We start from the raw sequence: 18,261 nt of genomic DNA on the forward strand, positions 1-18,261 counted from the left end.
GCGAGTGTAGGGCAGCGATGGCCCGTCCGCTCAGTGGCGGAAGTGGCGCACGCCCGTAAAGACCATGGCTACGCCGTGCTCATTGGCAGCATCAATCACCTCTTGGTCACGCATGGAGCCACCGGGCTGGGCAATGCAGGTAGCACCGGCTTCCACCACCACATCCAGACCATCGCGGAACGGGAAGAAGGCATCACTGGCGACCACGGTGCCTTCCAGCGACAGATCGGCGGCTTGGGACTTGATGTTGGCAATGCGGGCCGAGTCGAGGCGGCTCATTTGGCCTGCGCCTACGCCCATCGTCATACCGTTTTTGCAGAAAACAATGGCATTGCTCTTGACGTATTGGGCCACCTTCCAGGCAAACAGCAGGTCTTGCAGCTCACTGGGGGTGGGTTGCTTGATGGTGACCACTTTCAGGTCGGCCAGTGTGAGCACATGGTTGTCGCCCGTTTGCAGCAGCAGGCCCGAACCCACACGCTTGGTTTCGATGGCGTTGCGCACGCTGCCATAGTTGTTGGGCAGGGTAATTTGCATCAGGCGCACATTGACTTTGCTCTTGAACACTTCCAGCGCCTCGGCAGTGAAGCCAGGGGCCATCAGCACTTCGACAAACTGCTTAGACACGGCCTGGGCGGCAGCGCCATCGACTGGGCGGTTAAAGGCGATGATGCCGCCAAAGGCGCTGGTGGGGTCGGTTTGGAAGGCTTTGGTGTAGCACTCCAGCGGGTCTTGGCCCACGGCCACGCCGCAGGGATTGGCGTGTTTGACGATCACACAGGCAGGCTCGTCAAAGCTCTTGACGCATTCCCAAGCCGCATCGGCATCGGCAATGTTGTTGTAGCTCAGTTCTTTGCCTTGCAATTGCACGCCAGTGGCCAAGGAGCCGACGGGGGGATTCACATCGCGGTACCAAGCGGCTTGCTGGTGGCTGTTTTCGCCATAGCGCAGGTCTTGTACCTTGACGGTGTACATATTGGCTTGGCCGGGGAACACCGCCATTTGTGGCACATAGTCTTCGCTCAGTTTTTCTTCTTCAAACTGCACACTCGACAGATAGTTGCTGATGGCACCATCGTATTGGCTGATGCGGTTAAAGGCGGCCACCGACAGGCCAAAACGCAGTTGATTAGACAACTTGCCCAGCTTTTGCAGCTCGTCAATCACGGCGGGGTATTGGCTGGCATCGGTCACAACCCCCACGTCTTGCCAGTTTTTGGCAGCCGAGCGCACCATGGCAGGGCCGCCAATGTCGATGTTCTCGATGGCATCGGCCAGTGTGCAGCCGATTTTGGCGACTGTGGCTTCAAACGGGTAGAGGTTGACCACCAGCAGGTCGATGGTGTCGATGCCATGCTCTTGCAGTGCCGCCATGTGGGCGGGCAAGTCGCGGCGGGCCAGCAGGCCACCATGCACTTTGGGGTGCAGGGTTTTGACGCGGCCATCGAGCATTTCTGGAAATTGGGTGACTTCGGCCACTTCGGTCACAGGCAGGCCCGCATCGGCCAGCAGTTTGGCTGTGCCACCCGTGGACAGCAGTTGCACACCCAAAGTGTGCAGGGCTTGGGCAAATTCGACAATGCCGGTTTTGTCGGAGACGGAAAGGAGTGCTCTCATGGTTTTTGGGCGTCAGGGGTTGGGAATAAAAAATCAAAAAATCAGAGCCTGAGGGCTCAAAGCAGTTGGTGCTCTACCAGCTTTTTGCGCAGGGTGTTGCGGTTGAGGCCCAGCCATTGGGCAGCGCGCGACTGGTTTTGTTCGGCTTGCGCCATGATGACCTCTAACAGGGGTTTCTCGACCAGGTGTAGCACCATGTCGTACACATTGACCGGGGTTTCGCCGTCGAGGTCGCGAAAGTAGTCTTGCAGACTGTCGCGCACGCATTCTTCAATGGTAGGTTTGCTCATGCAGGCAGTTCTTCGGGTTCGGAAAGAGAGGCACAGGCCACCGGCAGATGCTCCATCTGCTGGCCCAAGGCATCCAAATAATCGGCCACGGCCTGCGCTTGCGTGGCACAGTCGTCCACCGTATTGATGTGCTGGCGCAGTGCCTCGCCACCGGGCAGCCCACGCACATACCAGGCAATGTGTTTGCGCGCGCTGCGCACGCCTGTCAGTTCACCATAGAGGTGGTAGTGGTCTTGCAGGTGCTCCAGCAGAAGGTGGCGCACCTCGGCCACGGTGGGGGGGGGCAGGTGTTGGCCGGTGGCTAAAAAATGGCCGATTTCGCGAAAGATCCAAGGCCGCCCTTGGGCGGCACGGCCCACCATCAGTGCATCGGCACCCGTAGCCGCCAACACATCGCGGGCTTTTTCTGGGCTGTCGATGTCGCCGTTGGCGACCACTGGCACCCGCACCGCCTGCTTAACGGCTGCGATGGTGTCGTATTCGGCCACGCCCTTGTAGCCTTGCTCGCGGGTGCGGCCATGCACCGTCAGCATTTGGATGCCCACGGCCTCCAACTGGCGCGCCAACGCCACGGCATTTTTGTGCTGTTGGCACCAACCGGTACGCATCTTGAGCGTCACGGGCACGCCGTGTGGCAGGCAGGCCTGCACCACGGCAGCCGCAATTTCTACCGCCAGGGCTTCGTTTTGCATCAATGCTGAGCCAGCCCATTTGTTGCACACCTTTTTGGCGGGGCAGCCCATGTTGATGTCAATGATTTGCGCGCCACGGTCGATGTTGTAGACGGCGGCCTCCGCCATCATGGCGGCATCGGTGCCTGCAATTTGCACTGCAATGGGGCCGGGTTCACCGTCGTGGTTGGCCCGGCGCGAGGTTTTCAGGCTGTTCCAGAGGTCTTTGCGCGATGTGACCATCTCACTGACCGCATAACCTGCCCCCAAGGCCCGGCAGAGTTGGCGAAAGGGCCGGTCGGTCACGCCTGCCATCGGGGCAGCAAACAGACGGTTTTCCAAAGGAATGGGGCCAATGTGCATGGGGGGGATGGCAGGAAGAATCGGGCAGCATCTGCTGAAAAAGGAGGCAGAATTGTAGCTGCTTAAATTTTGGGCAGAAGCGGGCACTGCACGCCACTACACTCGCGCCCATCATGGAAAACTGGCTGCAACACCTGTTGGAACTGTTGGCGCTGCCACAGTTGGGGCTGAGCACGGTCTTTGTGGTTTCGTTTATCTCGGCCACCCTGATGCCATTGGGGTCGGAGCCGGTGGTATTTGGCCTGATCAAGCTCAATCCAGCACTGTTTTGGCCGGCCATTGCGGTGGCTACAGTGGGCAACACGCTGGGGGGAGCCTTGAACTGGTGGTTGGGCTTGGGAGCGCACAAGGCGTGGCGTTTGGCACGCCAGCACCACCACGCAGGGCAGGCCGCTGCACCAGACAAACGCCAGCCCCGCTCACGCCACGAGCGTATTGCCCGTGTCTGGCTGCGCCGCTTTGGCCCCAAGGCTTGCCTGCTCAGTTGGCTGCCCGCAGTGGGTGACCCGCTGTGCCTATTGGCCGGTTGGCTACGCTTGCCCTTTTGGCCCTGTGTAGCCTATATGGCGGTGGGCAAGCTGCTGCGTTATGTCGTGATGACCAGCGGCTTGCTCTACCTGTTTCCTACGCTGGGGGTTGGCTGAACGCTGGCTCAGTCAGTACCAGGCAACAAGGCGTTCCAGTCCAAGGTTTGGGTGGTGTCAGCCCACACGGCCAGCGCCTGTTCTTGGGCATCCAAGGGCTCACGAGCAGCCAGTTGGGCTTGCAGCACTTCTACGGTGGCTTCAGAGGCGTTGCCGCCTTTGGCCAGACGCCGTTGTACGCGCTCGCGCAGCACCTCCGCCGGGGCATCAAAGGCCAAAATGCGACAAGGCACCTGTTGCTGCGCGGCCACTGCGACCAGTTGTGCCCGATGGCGTTGTGCCAAAAAGGTGGCATCTACCAACACAGGAAAGCCGGCCTGCAACACTTGTGCCGCCAGCAGTGCCAATTGTTCGTAAGTGCGCTGGGTAGCGTCGGGGGTGTAGATGCCTTGGGGTGTGGCACCGGCACTGGAGGCGGTGGGCGCCAGCCCAAACAGGCGTTTGCGTTCGGCATCGGCGCGCAGGCGCACCATGCCGCGCTGGGCTACCAGTTGCGCACTGTGGCGGCTTTTGCCTGACCCCGAGACACCGTGGGCCAGCCACAGCCAGCGCGCACGCGGCTGGCGCAGCTGATCGGCCAGCGCCATGTAACGGCGCACTTCTTGCCAAACTTCGGCTTGGGCTGCCTCGCTTTGGACTTGCCCCAGACGAAACCCTGCCACCATCGCCCGCACCAAGGCCCGATAGACCAGATACCACGGCAACAGTGGCAAGCCTGCGTAATCGCCCGACTGTTCTAGCCAGGCGTTCAGGAAGTGCCATGCCAGATCGGGGCGGCCTTGGGCGTGCAGATCCATGACCAAGAAAGCACCATCGGCCATGGTATCGATCCAGCGCAGCGCCTCGCTGAACTCAATGGCATCAAACAGTTGTGGTGTTTCATGCAACAGCACTAAATTGCCCAAGTGCAGATCACCGTGGCCCTCACGCACATGGCCTTGGGTTTGGCGTTGGCTGAACAGGGGCATCAGGCGCTCGCCTTCTTGTTGCGTCCAATCGCTCAGGGCGGCCAGAGTAGCCCGGTCGGCTTCGTTCAGTGGTAGGCGGGCCAAGGCGTCCAGATTGGCCTGGGACTGTTGGCGCACGGGCATGGGGCTGCCCCAGTGGCTGCCTGCTGGCGCCACGGCGGCTTGGCGGTGCAATTGTGCAACCTGTTCGGCCAGGGCGTTTAGGTGGCTGGTGTGCAAGGTGCCCGCTGCCAGTTGCTGGGCCAGCAGCTGGTCTGCACCAAATCGCTGCATTTGCACGCCGTACTCCAGCACCTCGGTTTGCTCTTGTGCGTTCAGTTGTGCCAATGGCACCAAGCGAGGAGAGGTTTGTGGCCCCAGCACAGCCACCACGGATTGGTACAACTGGGGGGCTGTGCGGGCATTGATGCGCAGCTCTTCTAGGCAGGCATGGCGGCGCAGCTCCAGTGTGCTGAAATTCAAAAAGCCCATATCGAGCGGCTTTTTGAACTTGACGGCCTGCCCGCCAGCCAGCACGACCCAAGAGATATGGGTTTCGGTGCAGGTGGCCTCTGGGGCCAGTGCATGGGTGCCCTGTAACAGTTGGTTGAGCCAGAGGGGGCGGAGGTTGGAAGCTTCAGACATGGTGGGCAGTGGCAATGGTGAGTTACTGTAAAAGTGGCAATAAGCAGCCATTTTCTCCGCCTGTCTGGGGTGGGTGCGCCAAGCTACCCTAAGCAATCCCCGGATAATCGGTGGTGGAATGCCTTTTGTCCCATGTCTCTATCGCTACGCCTGTATGCCGCCCCAGTGTTGCCACGGGCGAGTGCATCTGGCAAGCCCGCAACTGCGGTGGTCAATGCCCGCATGGAGTATTGATGCGTACTGAGCCGGCCAGCAGCCCTGTGGTGGCACAACAGGTGTTGGCAGAGCAGATCCAAGTCCTCTTTCGCAATACCCCCGCGACGCTGAGCACCAACGTGCTGTTGGCTACGGCAGTGGCTTGGAGTTTGCGCCACCTTGCAGACCATGCCTTGCTCTGGGGATGGTGGGGAACGCTGCTTTTGATTACGTTGGTGCGGGCTGCTGTGGTGTTGGCCTATCGGCACCGAGATACCGAGGGCGACGAGGCTCCTTGGCGCTATGTGCTCACCAGTGCCACGTTGTGTTCTGGGCTGATCTGGGGGTTGGCCGGGTGGTTTTTCTTTTTTCCACAGTCGGTGCTGGCGCTGATTTTTCTCACGGTGATTTTGGCCGGGCTGGCCGCAGGTTCGATACCGGCTTATGCTTCTTGGCCGCCCGCACAGTATTCGGTGATTCCCACGGTGTTGCCGATGGCCTGTCGCTTCATGGTGGAAGGCGGGGACTTTTTCATCATGGGGTTGATCTGTGTGCTCTATTTAGCCAACATTTTGTTGGGGGCACGCCAGATCTCCAAAGTGCTGATTCGCTCTATCCGCTTGCAACTGGAGAAGCAGGAGCTGGTGCAACAACTGATGGCCGAAAAACAAGTGGCCGAAGAGGCCCGCAGCCGGGCTGAAGACGCCAATTTGGCGAAATCCAAATTTTTGGCCGCTGCGAGCCACGATCTGCGCCAGCCATTGCACGCGGTGGGGCTGTTTGTGGAGGCACTGCGCCACGAGCGCGACCCTGTGCGGGCGCAACAGGTGGTGGAGTATCTGGGCACTTCGGCCCAATCGTTGGAAGAGTTGCTCAATGCCCTGTTAGAAATTTCTAAACTGGAGGCTGGGCTGTTTGAGCCGCAACGGCAGGTGTTGGCGGTACAAGATTTGTTTGATGCCCTAGAGCAAGAACTGTGGCCGATTGCGCAGGACAAGGGCATTCGACTCAACTTTGCCACCACGCGATTGCACACCTACAGCGATGCCCAGATGCTGGGGCGTATTTTGCGCAACCTGATCATCAATGCCATTCACCATACCGAGCGGGGCCGTGTGCTGGTAGGTTGCCGCCAGCAACAGGGGCGGGTCGCGTTGGTGGTCTATGACACGGGGCCGGGCATTCCTGCCCAATACCATCAGGCCATCTTCCGGGAGTTTTACCAACTGAGCAACCCCGAGCGAGACCAGCGCAAGGGCTTGGGGCTGGGGCTGGCGATTGTGCGTGGTTTGTGCCGCGTGCTGGACCATCCGATCACGTTGCGCTCCTGTGTGGGCCGGGGCTCTGCCTTTTGGGTCAGTGTGCCCATGGTGCAGCCGGCCCTGCCACTGCCGCTTGCCACCGCGCCAGATGGAGATACACCCGTGCTCCAGTGTACGGTGCTGGTGATTGATGATGAGCCCGCTATCCGGCAGGCCATGACAGATGTTTTGGCCCGCTGGGGCTGTATGGTCTGGACGGCCGCCAGCGCCCAAGAGGCCGTGGCGTTACTACAGCAGCAGGCCCACGCGCCCGATATGGTGCTGGCCGACTACCGGCTGCAAGCGGGCCATACAGGCAGTGAGGCCATTGCCGCTGTGCGGCAGGCACTGCGCTTGCCGATACCAGCGGCCATTCTGACCGGCGATACTGCCCCTGAACGCCTGCGCGAAGCCAGTGCCAGCGGTTTTCTGCTGTTGCACAAACCTGTGCAGCCAGCCAAGTTGCGCGCTGTGCTGCACAGCTTGTACGCCATGCGCCTGCCCACCTAACGGGCAGGCTTTTGCTGCCAAGGTTGGTGTAAGAGCACGTAGGCCACGCCGCCAATCAACACCCCCCAAAAAGCCGAACCCAAACCCCATAGCGTCATGCCTGAGGCGGTGGCTAAAAAGGTGATGATGGAGGCTTCGCGGTGGTCAACCTCGTTGATGGCATTGACCAAACTGCCAGCAATGGCTCCCATCAGCGCCAAACCGGCCAGCACGGCAATCAAGGTTTGGGGCAAAGCAGCAAACAGCCAAATGATGCTGCTGGCAAAACTGCCCCCAATCAGGTAGAAAAGGCCATTCGCCATACCGGCGATGTAACGTTGATTGGCTTGCTCGTGGGCATCTTTGCCGGTACACAGGGCCGCCGTAATGGCTGCAATCACAATGTTGATGCCACCAAAACAAGCCACTACCAAAGAGGCCATGCTGGTAGACACGATGATGGGCCGCGCAGCCGTACTGTAACCCGCGCTACGCAAAATAGCCATGCCGGGCAAATACTGCCCGGTCACGCTCACCAGCACCAAGGGCACGGCCAAACTCAAGGTGGCTTCCCAAGTCCATTCTGGGGTGATAAAGGTGGGTTGTGCCAAAGCCCACGGTACCCCCGACAGGCTCACCCCCTCCAGCAGCACCGCCAGGCCCAAACCCGCCAGCAGCAAAATCACCAAACAATAGCGCGGTAGCAAGCGCCGAAACAACAAGTAGATGCCAATCATGGACAGTGCCAGCACTGGGGCTGTTTTGGCGGCCTGAAAAGCCCCGACCCCAAACTGGAACAAAATGCCCGCCATCATGCCGCTGGCAATGCCCTTGGGAATCGATTGGATGAGCTTGTCAAAATAACCCGACAAGCCCATCAGCAACATCACCAGACCCGACAACAAATAAGCCCCCACCGCTTGCTCTAGCGTGATGGCCGGAAACAGCGTCACCAGCAACGCTGTGCCCGGTGCCGACCACGCCGTGACCACCGGCACTTTGAGCCACCAACTCAGCAACAGCCCCGACAAGCCTGCGCCAAACGAGATGGCCCAGACCCACGAGGACATCATCTCAGGCGACACCTGTGCGCTTTGCCCGGCTTGGAAAAAAATGACCAGCGGCCCGGCATAAGAAATGATGACCGCCAGCAAACCGGCAGTCAAAGCAGAGAGAGAAAAATCCTGACGTAAGCTCACTTGACCCGTCCTGTCGCCGGACATACCTACCGGCAAGAACCCAAGAAAAAACCCCCAGCCGCTGAACGGGTGGGGGCAAGGATGCAAAGCCCAACTGCCGTTGGGCTGGGCCAGTTAGTTGGCTGTGGCAGGCACAGCAGTCAGTGTGCCGTGGGGCTGGCGGCTCTCACGCACACTGAACACCACCATTGCCACCATCGCAATGGCCCCCGGAATGGCAAAGGCAATAAAGTTGAGTTGCAGTGGCAATTGGGCTGTCATTAAGGCACCGCCCAACAGGGGGCCAACAATCGCACCATTGCGGCCAATGCCCGAGGCCCAACCCAGCCCGGTAGAGCGGATGGACAGGCCATAGTATTGGGCCGTGCCAGCGTACAACAGGATTTGCGTACCAATCGTGGTAGCACCGGCCACAAAGATCAACAGATACAGCACTGGCATAGAGCTCTTGAAGCCCAGTAAGCTGATAGACACAGCTGCTGCCAAGAAGAAGCCCACCATCACTTTGCTCAAGTTGAAGCGGTCGCCCAGCCAGCCACCCAAAATGGCGCCAGCCATGCCGCCGAAGTTGAGCGCCAACATAAAGCTCAGGCTAGAGCCCAGGCTGTAACCGGCATTGGCCATCAGCTTGGGCAACCAAGACCCCAGCGCATACACCATCAACAGGCAGCAAAAAAACGCCAGCCACAGGCATAGTGTGCCCAGCAAACGACCTTCACGGAACAGCTCCAGCACCGAGGCGCTACCCCCCTTGCCACCGCCTACCAGTACCAACTCATCTTGGGTGTTAAAAGTGCGGCTGGGTTCGACCCGGCCCAGCAGTTGGCGCGCTTCGTCGTGGCGGCCTTGGCGCACCAAAAATCCCAACGATTCGGGCAGCATCAACATGATGAAGGGCAGTGCAATCAGCGGTACGGCAGCCACAAAGAACATCGAGCGCCAGCCAAACTCGGGCAGCACATAAATGCCCACCCCGGCGGCCAACATGCCACCCAAAGAGTAGCCACTGAACATGATGGCTACCAGCGTGCTGCGCAGACGCTTGGGCGCATACTCGTTCATCAGTGCCACGGCATTGGGCATCAGGCCACCACAGCCTAGCCCGGCCAAGAAACGAAAAATGCCAAACTCGGTCGGGGTGCGGGCAAAGCCGTTGACGATGGTGGCGCAAGAAAACAGCGCAAAGCAAATGGCAATGCCCTTTTTACGGCCAATTTTGTCGGCCAAAGGGCCAAAAAACATGGCCCCAGCCATCATGCCAAACAAGGCGTAGCTGCCTAAAGCACCCGCTTGCAAGGGCGTCAAACCCCACTCTTTCATGATGGCAGGCAACACCACGCCAAAGATGAACAGGTCGTAGCCATCAAAAATCAGTACCAAAGCACACAGGCACATCACCATCCAGTGAAAGCCATTGAATTTGGCATGGTCGACGACGCTGTGGACATCAACTTTTTGCATGTTTGTCTCTCTTTATAAAGTTTATGCACATGAAAAAAACCGGAGCCTTGGCGCACAGCCCCGGTATCAAACGAAACCTATGCAGTGGACTTAGCCCAAGTCGCCGCCCCCCACTGGCAGGGTGGTTCCGGTGATGTAAGCTGCCTCGTCCGAGGCCAAGAACAAAATGGCACCCACTTGTTCATCAATGGTTCCGTAGCGTTTCATCAGGCTGGACTGCACGGTTTGGTCGATGATTTGTTGGTACCAAATCTTTTCTTGCTCGGTCTGCTCCGCCGCATTGCGCGGAATGCGCCGGGGTGGGGCTTCGGTGCCGCCCGTGGCAATGGCATTGACGCGCACGCCCCGTTGCGCGGTTTCAAAGGCCAAGCAGGCCGTCAGGGCGTTCACGCCGCCTTTAGCCGCGCCATAGGGCACGCGGTTGATGCTGCGCGTGGCAATGGACGACACATTGACGATGGCCCCTTGGCCTTGCTCCAACATATAAGGCAGCACGGCATGGCAGCACCACAGCGTGGGGAACAAGGAGCGGCGCACCTCGGCCTCAATTTCGCTCACTTGGTAGTGTTCAAACGGCTTGGCCCAAATCGTGCCGCCCACGTTGTTCACCAGCACATCAATCCGGCCAAAATGCGCTTTGGCTGTTTGCATGGTGCGTTGGCAGTCCTGCGCTTGCTCCATGTCGGCGGTGAGTACCTGCACGCTGGTTTGTGGGGAACGGTGGGCCAGCTCGTCGCGCAGCTCATAGACCAGTTCAGAGCGGTCTACCAACATCAGCGCAGCCCCTTCAGCTGCCAAGCGCAGGGCCACACCCCGGCCTATGCCTTGGGCAGCTCCCGTCACTACCGCTACTTTGTCCTGAAAACGTAGGCTCATTACACACTCCATCACCAAAAGGCCCACAGTGCGGGCCTGGTCAGAAAGAAAAGCACGGGGTGCTTAGGCACTGGCGGAGAACTTCTCGTAATAGAAGTTGGCGGGCTGAATGCCTTGTTGGCGCATGAACTGGTTCACCGCCTCCACCATCGGCGGTGGGCCACACAGATAGACATCCACATTGCCGTCGTGCAATTGCGCGGGCGTGATGTATTGCGTCACATAGCCTTTTTGTGGATGGGCACTTTCGGCACTGGCCACGCAGGTAGCAAAAGTGAAGTGGGGGATGCGGGCGGCAAAGGCTTGCAGCTTGTCCACATCCACCAAATCGGCATCGTGGGTCACGCCATAAATCAGGTGCAAGGGATGCGGGCTGCCCCCTTGCTCGGCAATTTTTTCTAGCATGGCCGTGAACGGTGCCAAGCCCGTACCACCGGCCAACAGCAACAACGGACGTTGAATATCGCGCAGGTAGAAGCTGCCAAGCGGGCCAGTCAGGCTGATGGCCGCACCAGGTTGGGCTTGCTGGCTCAAGTAGCTGCTCATCAAGCCACCGGGCACATTGCGAATCAAAAACGACACCGCACCGTTTTGCACCAACGAGCTGAACGAGTAAGCGCGTGTCTGCTCGGTGCCGGGCACTTGCAAATTGACGTACTGCCCCGGCAAGAAAGCCAGTTTTTTCAGGCTTTCGCCCTCAATGGTCAGGCTGATGCAGCTGGGCGACAGCGCACGCACTTCGCGGATGTGGGCCTCGTAGTGTGCTTGCTGGGTGCGGCAAGCTGCTGACGAAGCCGGAATGCGCAGTACGCAATCGCTGGCGGCACGCATTTGGCAGCTCAACACATAGCCTTGGGCCGCTTCTTCGTCGGTCAGGGCATCTTCAATGTATTCGCCTTGGGTGTATTGACCCGATTCGGCAAAGCACTTGCAGGTGCCACAGGCACCATCACGGCAATCGAGGGGGATGTTCACGCCTTGGCGGTAGGCGGCATCGGCAACGGTTTCGGTGGGCGAGGCTTCAATGAAGCGGGTCACGCCATCTTCAAATTGAAGCGCAATATGGTGGCTCATGGTATTGGACAGGCCGGGGCCAAGCCCCGGCCCAAGGCTCAAATGTGGTAGACGTCAATGACGTGGCTGATGTAGTCGTTCTTCAGAACAACGTACTTGCGCTGAATCACTGGCTGCGCGCCCGACACGTCCAAGGTGTACTCCGAAGTGCCGAAGTAGCTGTCGGTGGTGTGGTTGCGAAAGCTCAGGGTGTGCCAGTTAAAACGCACCTTGAGTTGCTGGCCGTCTTGCGACAGGATTTCCACATTGCTGGTTTGGTGCAGCGTGCGTGGCAGCGGGGTGCTGGCCGAAGAACGCTCGGTTTGGATACGGAAGATGCGGTCTTCCAAACCACTGCGGTTGGGGTAGTAAATGAGCGAGATTTCGCTTTGTGGGTCGCGTGTCAACTCGCCGTCATCGTCCCACGAGGGCATCCAGAACTCGGCATTCTCGCTGTAGCAGGCCAGCCATTCGTCCCATTGGCGGTCATCGAGCAGGCGGGCTTCGCGGTACAAAAAGGCTTGGACTTGTTCTGTCGTCATTGTCATGTCAATGGCTCCGTCTGCGCTTATTTCTGGGTTTTCTCGGCGGCTGCGGCCCGCTGCATGGCCTCGAGCCAGTAGCGGTGCTGTTCGGTGTACAAGCCTTCGTCCTCGGTTTTGATGCCGCTGAGCTTGGGTTGCAGGTCGATCTCTTTGGCGGCCTCATCGGGGCCATGCACCCAGTGGGTGGCCCCACGGGTCATGTCGTTCCAAGCCAGGTCGATACCGGCAAAGCCTTCTTGGCAGGCGCGGAACTCGTCCAAGTCGTCGGGGGTGGCCATGCCCGAGGCGTTGAAGAAGTCTTCGTACTGGCGGATACGGTGGGCACGCGCTTCTGCCGATTCACCCTTGGGGGCAATGCAGTAGATGGTCACTTCGGTTTTGTCCACCGAGATGGGGCGCAGCACACGAATTTGCGAGCTGAACTGGTCCATCAAATAGACATTGGGGTACAGGCACAGGTTGCGCGAGTGGCTGATCATCCAATCGGCGCGGGCCTCGCCGCAACGCTCAATCAGGTCATCGCGGTACTGGTAGGCCGGGCGGTCTTGCGGGTTGGCCCAACGTGTCCACAGCAGCATGTGACCATGCTCAAATGAGTAGAAGCCACCGCCATTTTTGGCCCAGTTGCCAGCATCCATGGCTTTGATGCCATCACCGGCTGCTGCTTGCTTGCGGTGGTTGGTGGTGGCAGCGTAGTTCCAATGCACCGAAGTGACGTGGTAGCCATCGGCACCGTTTTCGGCTTGCAGTTTCCAGTTGCCGTCAAAGGTATAGGTGGAGGAGCCGCGCAGCACTTCCAAACCTTGGGCGGATTGGTCGACAATCATGTCGATGATTTTGGTGGATTCACCCAAAAACTCGGTCAGGGGTTTAACATCTTCATTCAGGCTGCCAAAAAGAAAACCGCGATAGCTTTCAAAGCGAGCGATTTTCTTCAGGTCGTGGCTACCTTCTTTATTGAAATGTTCGGGATAACCCGCGTCTGCCGAATCTTTTACCTTGAGCAATTTGCCGCTGTTATTGAATGTCCAGCCGTGAAATGTGCAGGTGAAATTGGCTTTGTTGCCCTTTTTGCTGCGGGCCAGTGTGGCACCACGGTGCGAGCAGGCGTTGATCACCGCATTCAACTCACCTTGTTTGTTGCGGGTGATGATGATGGGCTGGCGACCAATATAGGTGGTGTAGTAGTCGTTGGGGTTGGGGATTTGGCTCTCGTGGGCCAGATAAATCCAGTTGCCCTCAAAGATGTGCTTCATCTCCAAATCAAACAATTCTGCATCGGTAAATGCAGAGCGGTGCAGTTTGTAGATATGCTGGCTGGGGTCTTCCACCAACATTTGATCCAATCGCTCTTGCACGCTGGCGTTGGGTGCAGGGGTACTCATCGTGTCTCCTTTTGTGCTTGTCTGGGGGCTTCCTGCCGCATGGTCAGATCAGTGCAGGGTTTACCCTGATACGATCTTTACTATTGCTTTTTTTGATCAAAGTTAATGCGCGCAGTAAATATCTTATGAATAAAGATATAAACAGGGCAAAGACTGTTTTCAACCGACTTCATACCTAAAAGGTATCGCATGGACTTACGACACCTCAAATACTTTGTGGCTGTGGCTGAAGAGCGCAGCTTTACCCGTGCGGCTGAGCGGTTGCATATCTCGCAGCCGCCGCTCAGTCGGCAGATACAGCAGCTAGAAGAAGCGATTGGTCAGCCCCTGATCGATCGTGAGGCCAGACCACTGCACTTGACCGAGGCTGGGCGGTTCTTTTATGCCCGTGCAGTGCGGCTGTTGGAGCAGTTCCACGAGACCATTGCCATGACGCGGCGCATTGCCCAAACCGATAAACGGTTGGTGTTGGGGTTTGCGGCTTCCACGATGTATGGCGCCTTACCGCACATCGTGCGCATGTTTCGGGCCACGCAACCACATACCGAGCTGGTGTTGTTGGAGCGCACGTCAGTGCAGCAAATTGAAGACCTCAATGCCGGGCGCATTGATGTGGGTTTTGGGCGCATTCGGCTGGAAAGCCCCAATGTCAAACGTGAGGTGCTGCGCAAAGAACCGTTGGTGTTGGCGATGCCCTGCGAACACCCGCTGGCCAGCGACAGCAGCCCCCTGAGTCTGACCGCTATCAAGCCTTATCCCTTGCTGATTTACCCGCGCCAACCCCGGCCCAGCTATGCCGATCAGGTGTTGTCCATTTGCCACGACTTGGGCATTGAGCCGGGCACGGTGCATGAAGTCAATGAAATGCAGACGGCGCTGGGGCTGGTGGCCTCTGGAATGGGGCTGTGTGTGGTGCCATCAGGGGTGCAGAAGCTGCGCCGTGAGGATGTGCTCTACCGGCCCTTGATGGAGCCCAGTGCCGTCTCACCCATCATCATGAGCACCCGGTTGCATGACCGTCCCCCCGACTTGCTGCTGCTGCGCACGCTGATTGACGAGGTGTATCAAGAGGGCGTCTATCCAGGGCAAGTGGCTGCGCCTGTGGGGGCTTCTCCAGGCGATGAGACAAGAGCGGCCAGCCTATGATCACCCATCCTTTTGCCCTTGGGGTCTGCTCACTCCACCGTCACGCTTTTTGCCAGATTGCGTGGCTTGTCTACATCGGTGCCACGGGCACAGGCGGTGTGGTAGGCCAGTAGTTGCAGCGGCACGACGTGCAGGAGCGGAGACAGCGCACCGTAATGCTCGGGCATGCGGATGACATGGATACCCTCGCTGCTCTCAATGCGGGTATCGGCATCGGCCAGCACATACAGCACCCCACCGCGCGCGCGCACCTCCTGCATGTTGCTTTTGAGCTTTTCCAGTAGCGCATCGTTGGGGGCTACTGTGACCACCGGCATGGCGCTGGTCACCAAGGCCAGCGGGCCATGTTTGAGCTCCCCGGCGGGGTAGGCCTCGGCGTGGATGTAACTGATCTCCTTGAGCTTGAGTGCTCCCTCCAGGGCAATGGGGTAGTGCAGCCCTCGGCCCAAAAACAGCGCATTTTCCATGCGGGCAAAGTCTTCGGCCCAGCCAATGAGCTGTGGCTCCAGTGCCAGCACCGCCTGTAAGGCCACCGGCAGGTGGCGCATGGCTTGCAAATGCGCCGCCTCTTGTTCGGCGCTGAGGCGGCCTTGGGTTTGGGCCAGCACCAAGGTGAGCAAAAACAGCCCAGCCAGTTGGGTGGTGAAGGCTTTGGTGCTGGCGACACCAATTTCTACCCCAGCACGGGTGATGTAGGCCAGCGCGCATTCCCGCACCATTGCGCTGGTGGTCACGTTACAGATGGTGAGCGTATGTGGGTGGCCTAGGCTTTGCGCATGGCGCAGGGCCGCCAAGGTGTCGGCGGTTTCGCCGGACTGGCTGATAGTGACGATGAGTTGGCGCGGGTTGGGCACCGAGTCTCGGTAGCGGTATTCGCTGGCTACTTCCACTTGTGTCGGAATGCGGGCGATAGATTCGAGCCAGTATTTGGCCGTGCAGCCGCTGTAGTAACTGGTGCCGCAGGCCAAAATCAACACCGAATCAATCTGACGGAACACCTGCGCTGCCTCTGGGCCAAACAGGGCTGGCACGATGCGGGTGATGCCGTCCAGGGTGTCGGCAATGGCACGGGGCTGCTCAAAAATTTCTTTTTGCATGTAGTGGCGGTATGGCCCCAACTCTGCGGCACCACTGTGGGCATGGACAGTACGCACGGGGCGCTCTGCCGTTGTCAGTGGCTGTCCATCCCGGGTGGTAATGCTGTAGCCGGTTGGTTGCAAATTGACCAGATCTCCCTCTTGCAGATAGATGATCTGGTCCGTCACTCCGGCCAAGGCCATTGCATCGCTGGCAACAAAATGCTCTTGTCCTTCTTGTCCTACACCCAGTACCAAGGGTGAGCCAGCACGGGCTGCCACAACGCGGTGCGGCTCGTCGTGGTGCAGCACGGCGATGGCAAAAGCGCCGTGCAACTGCGCCACGGCGGCTTGCACCGCAGCCAACAAATCACCGGTATACAGGCTGTCGATCAGGTGGGCAATGACTTCGGTGTCGGTTTGGCTGGCAAACACATACCCCTGTGCTTGCAAGGCGGCGCGCAGCGGCTCATGGTTTTCAATGATGCCGTTGTGTACCAAGGCTACTCGGCCCAAGGCTGTGGGCTGGCGGTGGGCCTCGGCGGTGGGGCCATAGCTGAAATGGGGATGGGCATTGCTCTCTACTGGAGCGCCGTGGGTAGCCCAACGGGTGTGGGCAATTCCCGTAGCGCCCTGCACCGGCACCTGTTGCACCTGCTCTAGCAACTCGGCCACCCGAGCCGTGCTGCGGGCGCGCTGCAAACCACCGCTGGTGGCACCGTCTAGGCTGGCCGTGTGTACGGCCACGCCACAGGAGTCGTAGCCCCGGTATTCCAGCCGTTGCAGCCCTTGTACCAACACAGGAACGATATTGCGCGAGGAGACGGCGCCAACGATGCCACACATAAGAAAAATTCCGCTGAAAAGGTGGCTCAATTGTGCGTTAAATTGCCGAATCTCAGACTTTTTCAAGGAGTAGCCCATGACCCGCTTTACCCTGAGCAGCCCCGACATTCCCAGCGGTGGCAGCGTGCCACCCCAGTTCGAGTTTGATGGCTTTGGCTGTGCGGGCCAGAACCAGTCGCCGGTGTTGCAGTGGAGCGGCGCCCCAGTGGGCACCCAAAGCTTTGCCCTCACGGTGTATGACCCCGATGCCCCCACCGGCTCGGGCTGGTGGCACTGGTTGGTGGTGGATTTGCCTGCGGGCACAACCACTTTGGCAGCCCATGCTGGCGCCCAAGGTGGTGCCAACCTGCCCGCTCCAGCCCGGCAGATACGCAATGACTATGGTGCCTATGCTTGGGGTGGCATGTGCCCACCGCCCGGCGATGCACCACACCGCTATATCTTCACCGTTCACGCATTGAGCGTGCCGCGTTTGGACATTCCAGACGATGCCTCTGCAGCATTGGCTGGTTTTATGATCAATGCGCACACGCTAGAAAAGGCCACCTTTACGGCAACCTACGCTCGCCCAGCAGCCTGAGAAGGGGCCGGCAAGGCCCGGCCCAACAGGTAGTCTATACAGGTACGCACGGCACGCGTCTGGTGCCGATTGGGCATGGTGAGCAGGTACATACGGGTGCCAAAAATGCTCAGTCGGTAGTCGTCCAGCATGGTGAGCACGTCGCCGGTAGCAATCTGGTCTTGCACCACATAATCGGGCACCAGCCCTATGCCCAGCCCGGCCAAAATGCCTTGGCGCAAAAATGGAAAATGCTCAGAGATGAGCGTGGGCTCAAGCATCACTTCTTCGCGGGTGCCACCACGATAGGCGCGCAGGCGCAACTGACGCCCCACCACCGCCGAAGTAATCAACGGCATGGTGCGCAATTGCTCAAGCGTGCTTGGCAGGCCGTGCTGCTGGGCAAACCCCCGCGAGGCGCAAGCCAGATAACGCACCAGCCCCAGTTCTCGGGCGACTAATGCGTCGGGCGGCTCTGGCAAAACCCGAATGGCAATATCGACTTCATCGCGGATCAGGTCATCGACCCGGTTTTCAAACAGCACATCGAGCACGATGCCGGGGTACAGGCGTTTGAAGTCAATCAACCAGTCAGACACCACCATTTGCCCATAGCCGCTGGGCACGCTCAAGCCCACCCGCCCTTGCAGCCCCTGGCCTAAAGTGGTGATGGTTTCGCGGGCGGCCAGCAGCTCATTGTGAATGCTGCGGCCATGTGCATACAGCCGCAGGCCCAACTCGGTGGGCTCTACACGGCGGGTAGTGCGCCGCACCAATTGCACTCCCACCGATTTTTCCAATTGGTGCAGGTGGTAGCTGACATTGGCCCGGGTCATTTTGAGCTTGCGTGCCGCTTGGCTCAAGTTGCCCGCATCAATGATGTCGACCAGCAAGGTCAGAGAGGCCAAGTCCATGGTTTTATTTGTCAAAAAATTTTTGACAGTCTGTCAATG

Annotated in this window: 16 protein-coding genes; 4 read left to right on the top strand and 12 right to left on the bottom strand. The window is 59.0% G+C overall.

Translation table 11 applies throughout. The annotated features are described in order from the left end of the window. Positions 1-30: 30 nt before the first annotated feature. Genes purH through dusB form a run of 3 tightly spaced genes read right to left on the bottom strand, consistent with a single transcriptional unit; the run spans position 31 to position 2,941 of the window. Complete coding sequence (purH, locus tag ACFO6X_RS13455; RefSeq protein WP_382433905.1) at positions 31-1,617, bottom strand: bifunctional phosphoribosylaminoimidazolecarboxamide formyltransferase/IMP cyclohydrolase; 1,587 nt, start codon at positions 1,615-1,617, stop codon at positions 31-33. Positions 1,618-1,673: 56 nt separating this feature from the next. Continuing rightward, positions 1,674-1,907, bottom strand: a complete 234-nt coding sequence (locus tag ACFO6X_RS13460; protein ID WP_382433907.1) for a Fis family transcriptional regulator — start codon at positions 1,905-1,907, stop codon at positions 1,674-1,676. Then, on the bottom strand, positions 1,904-2,941 hold the full coding sequence (gene dusB, locus ACFO6X_RS13465; RefSeq protein ID WP_382433909.1) for a tRNA dihydrouridine synthase DusB: 1,038 nt from the start codon (positions 2,939-2,941) through the stop codon (positions 1,904-1,906). The genes ACFO6X_RS13460 and dusB overlap by 4 nt, the downstream gene beginning before the upstream one ends. Positions 2,942-3,054: 113 nt before the next feature. Between dusB and ACFO6X_RS13470 the strand changes: the two genes are divergently transcribed. After that, positions 3,055-3,585 carry a YqaA family protein gene (locus tag ACFO6X_RS13470; RefSeq protein ID WP_382433911.1) on the top strand — a complete coding sequence of 177 codons (531 nt, stop codon included), beginning with the start codon at positions 3,055-3,057 and terminating at the stop codon, positions 3,583-3,585. A gap of 8 nt (positions 3,586-3,593) precedes the next feature. Here the strand turns inward: ACFO6X_RS13470 and ACFO6X_RS13475 are convergent, their stop codons facing one another. Further along, entirely contained in the window at positions 3,594-5,177 is a 1,584-nt protein-coding gene (locus ACFO6X_RS13475) for a bifunctional aminoglycoside phosphotransferase/ATP-binding protein (RefSeq protein ID WP_382433913.1), read from the bottom strand. A 233-nt stretch (positions 5,178-5,410) separates the two neighbouring features. Between ACFO6X_RS13475 and ACFO6X_RS13480 the strand changes: the two genes are divergently transcribed. Then, positions 5,411-7,183: an ATP-binding response regulator gene (locus ACFO6X_RS13480; protein WP_382433915.1), complete on the top strand. Its 1,773-nt coding sequence runs from the start codon at positions 5,411-5,413 to the stop codon at positions 7,181-7,183. Here the strand turns inward: ACFO6X_RS13480 and ACFO6X_RS13485 are convergent. From ACFO6X_RS13485 to benA, 6 genes are all read right to left on the bottom strand, one after another. Continuing rightward, positions 7,180-8,361, bottom strand: coding sequence for a benzoate/H(+) symporter BenE family transporter (locus ACFO6X_RS13485; protein WP_382433917.1), 1,182 nt, complete (start codon positions 8,359-8,361; stop codon positions 7,180-7,182). The two genes, ACFO6X_RS13480 and ACFO6X_RS13485, sit on opposite strands and share 4 nt — an antisense overlap. Before the next feature lie 114 nt (positions 8,362-8,475). Next, positions 8,476-9,822 carry an MFS transporter gene (locus ACFO6X_RS13490; RefSeq protein WP_382433918.1) on the bottom strand — a complete coding sequence of 449 codons (1,347 nt, stop codon included), beginning with the start codon at positions 9,820-9,822 and terminating at the stop codon, positions 8,476-8,478. A gap of 90 nt (positions 9,823-9,912) precedes the next feature. Further along, positions 9,913-10,698, bottom strand: a complete 786-nt coding sequence (locus ACFO6X_RS13495; protein WP_382433920.1) for a 1,6-dihydroxycyclohexa-2,4-diene-1-carboxylate dehydrogenase — start codon at positions 10,696-10,698, stop codon at positions 9,913-9,915. A 63-nt stretch (positions 10,699-10,761) separates the two neighbouring features. Then, positions 10,762-11,772 carry a benzoate 1,2-dioxygenase electron transfer component BenC gene (gene benC / locus ACFO6X_RS13500; RefSeq protein ID WP_382433922.1) on the bottom strand — a complete coding sequence of 337 codons (1,011 nt, stop codon included), beginning with the start codon at positions 11,770-11,772 and terminating at the stop codon, positions 10,762-10,764. A gap of 38 nt (positions 11,773-11,810) precedes the next feature. After that, on the bottom strand, positions 11,811-12,299 hold the full coding sequence (benB, locus tag ACFO6X_RS13505; RefSeq protein WP_382433924.1) for a benzoate 1,2-dioxygenase small subunit: 489 nt from the start codon (positions 12,297-12,299) through the stop codon (positions 11,811-11,813). Between the two features lie 20 nt (positions 12,300-12,319). Further along, positions 12,320-13,681, bottom strand: coding sequence for a benzoate 1,2-dioxygenase large subunit (benA, locus tag ACFO6X_RS13510; protein ID WP_382433926.1), 1,362 nt, complete (start codon positions 13,679-13,681; stop codon positions 12,320-12,322). A 189-nt stretch (positions 13,682-13,870) separates the two neighbouring features. On the opposite strand from benA, the gene ACFO6X_RS13515 reads away from it, so the two are divergent. After that, the gene (locus ACFO6X_RS13515; RefSeq protein ID WP_382433928.1) at positions 13,871-14,827 is read left to right on the top strand and encodes a LysR family transcriptional regulator; all 957 of its coding nucleotides are present in this window, start codon (positions 13,871-13,873) and stop codon (positions 14,825-14,827) included. A gap of 29 nt (positions 14,828-14,856) precedes the next feature. Here ACFO6X_RS13515 and glmS read toward each other — a convergent pair whose 3' ends face one another. Then, positions 14,857-16,749, bottom strand: a complete 1,893-nt coding sequence (glmS, locus tag ACFO6X_RS13520) for a glutamine--fructose-6-phosphate transaminase (isomerizing) (RefSeq protein WP_382433930.1) — start codon at positions 16,747-16,749, stop codon at positions 14,857-14,859. Between the two features lie 76 nt (positions 16,750-16,825). Between glmS and ACFO6X_RS13525 the strand changes: the two genes are divergently transcribed. Beyond that, on the top strand, positions 16,826-17,329 hold the full coding sequence (locus ACFO6X_RS13525; RefSeq protein WP_382433932.1) for a YbhB/YbcL family Raf kinase inhibitor-like protein: 504 nt from the start codon (positions 16,826-16,828) through the stop codon (positions 17,327-17,329). On the opposite strand, the gene ACFO6X_RS13530 is transcribed toward ACFO6X_RS13525, so the two are convergent. Next, entirely contained in the window at positions 17,308-18,222 is a 915-nt protein-coding gene (locus tag ACFO6X_RS13530) for a LysR family transcriptional regulator (protein ID WP_382433934.1), read from the bottom strand. The two genes, ACFO6X_RS13525 and ACFO6X_RS13530, sit on opposite strands and share 22 nt — an antisense overlap. Between the last annotated feature and the right edge of the window lie 39 nt (positions 18,223-18,261).

It is taken from the genome of Giesbergeria sinuosa, from assembly GCF_042652905.1.
Taxonomy (GTDB): domain Bacteria; phylum Pseudomonadota; class Gammaproteobacteria; order Burkholderiales; family Burkholderiaceae_C; genus Simplicispira; species Simplicispira sinuosa.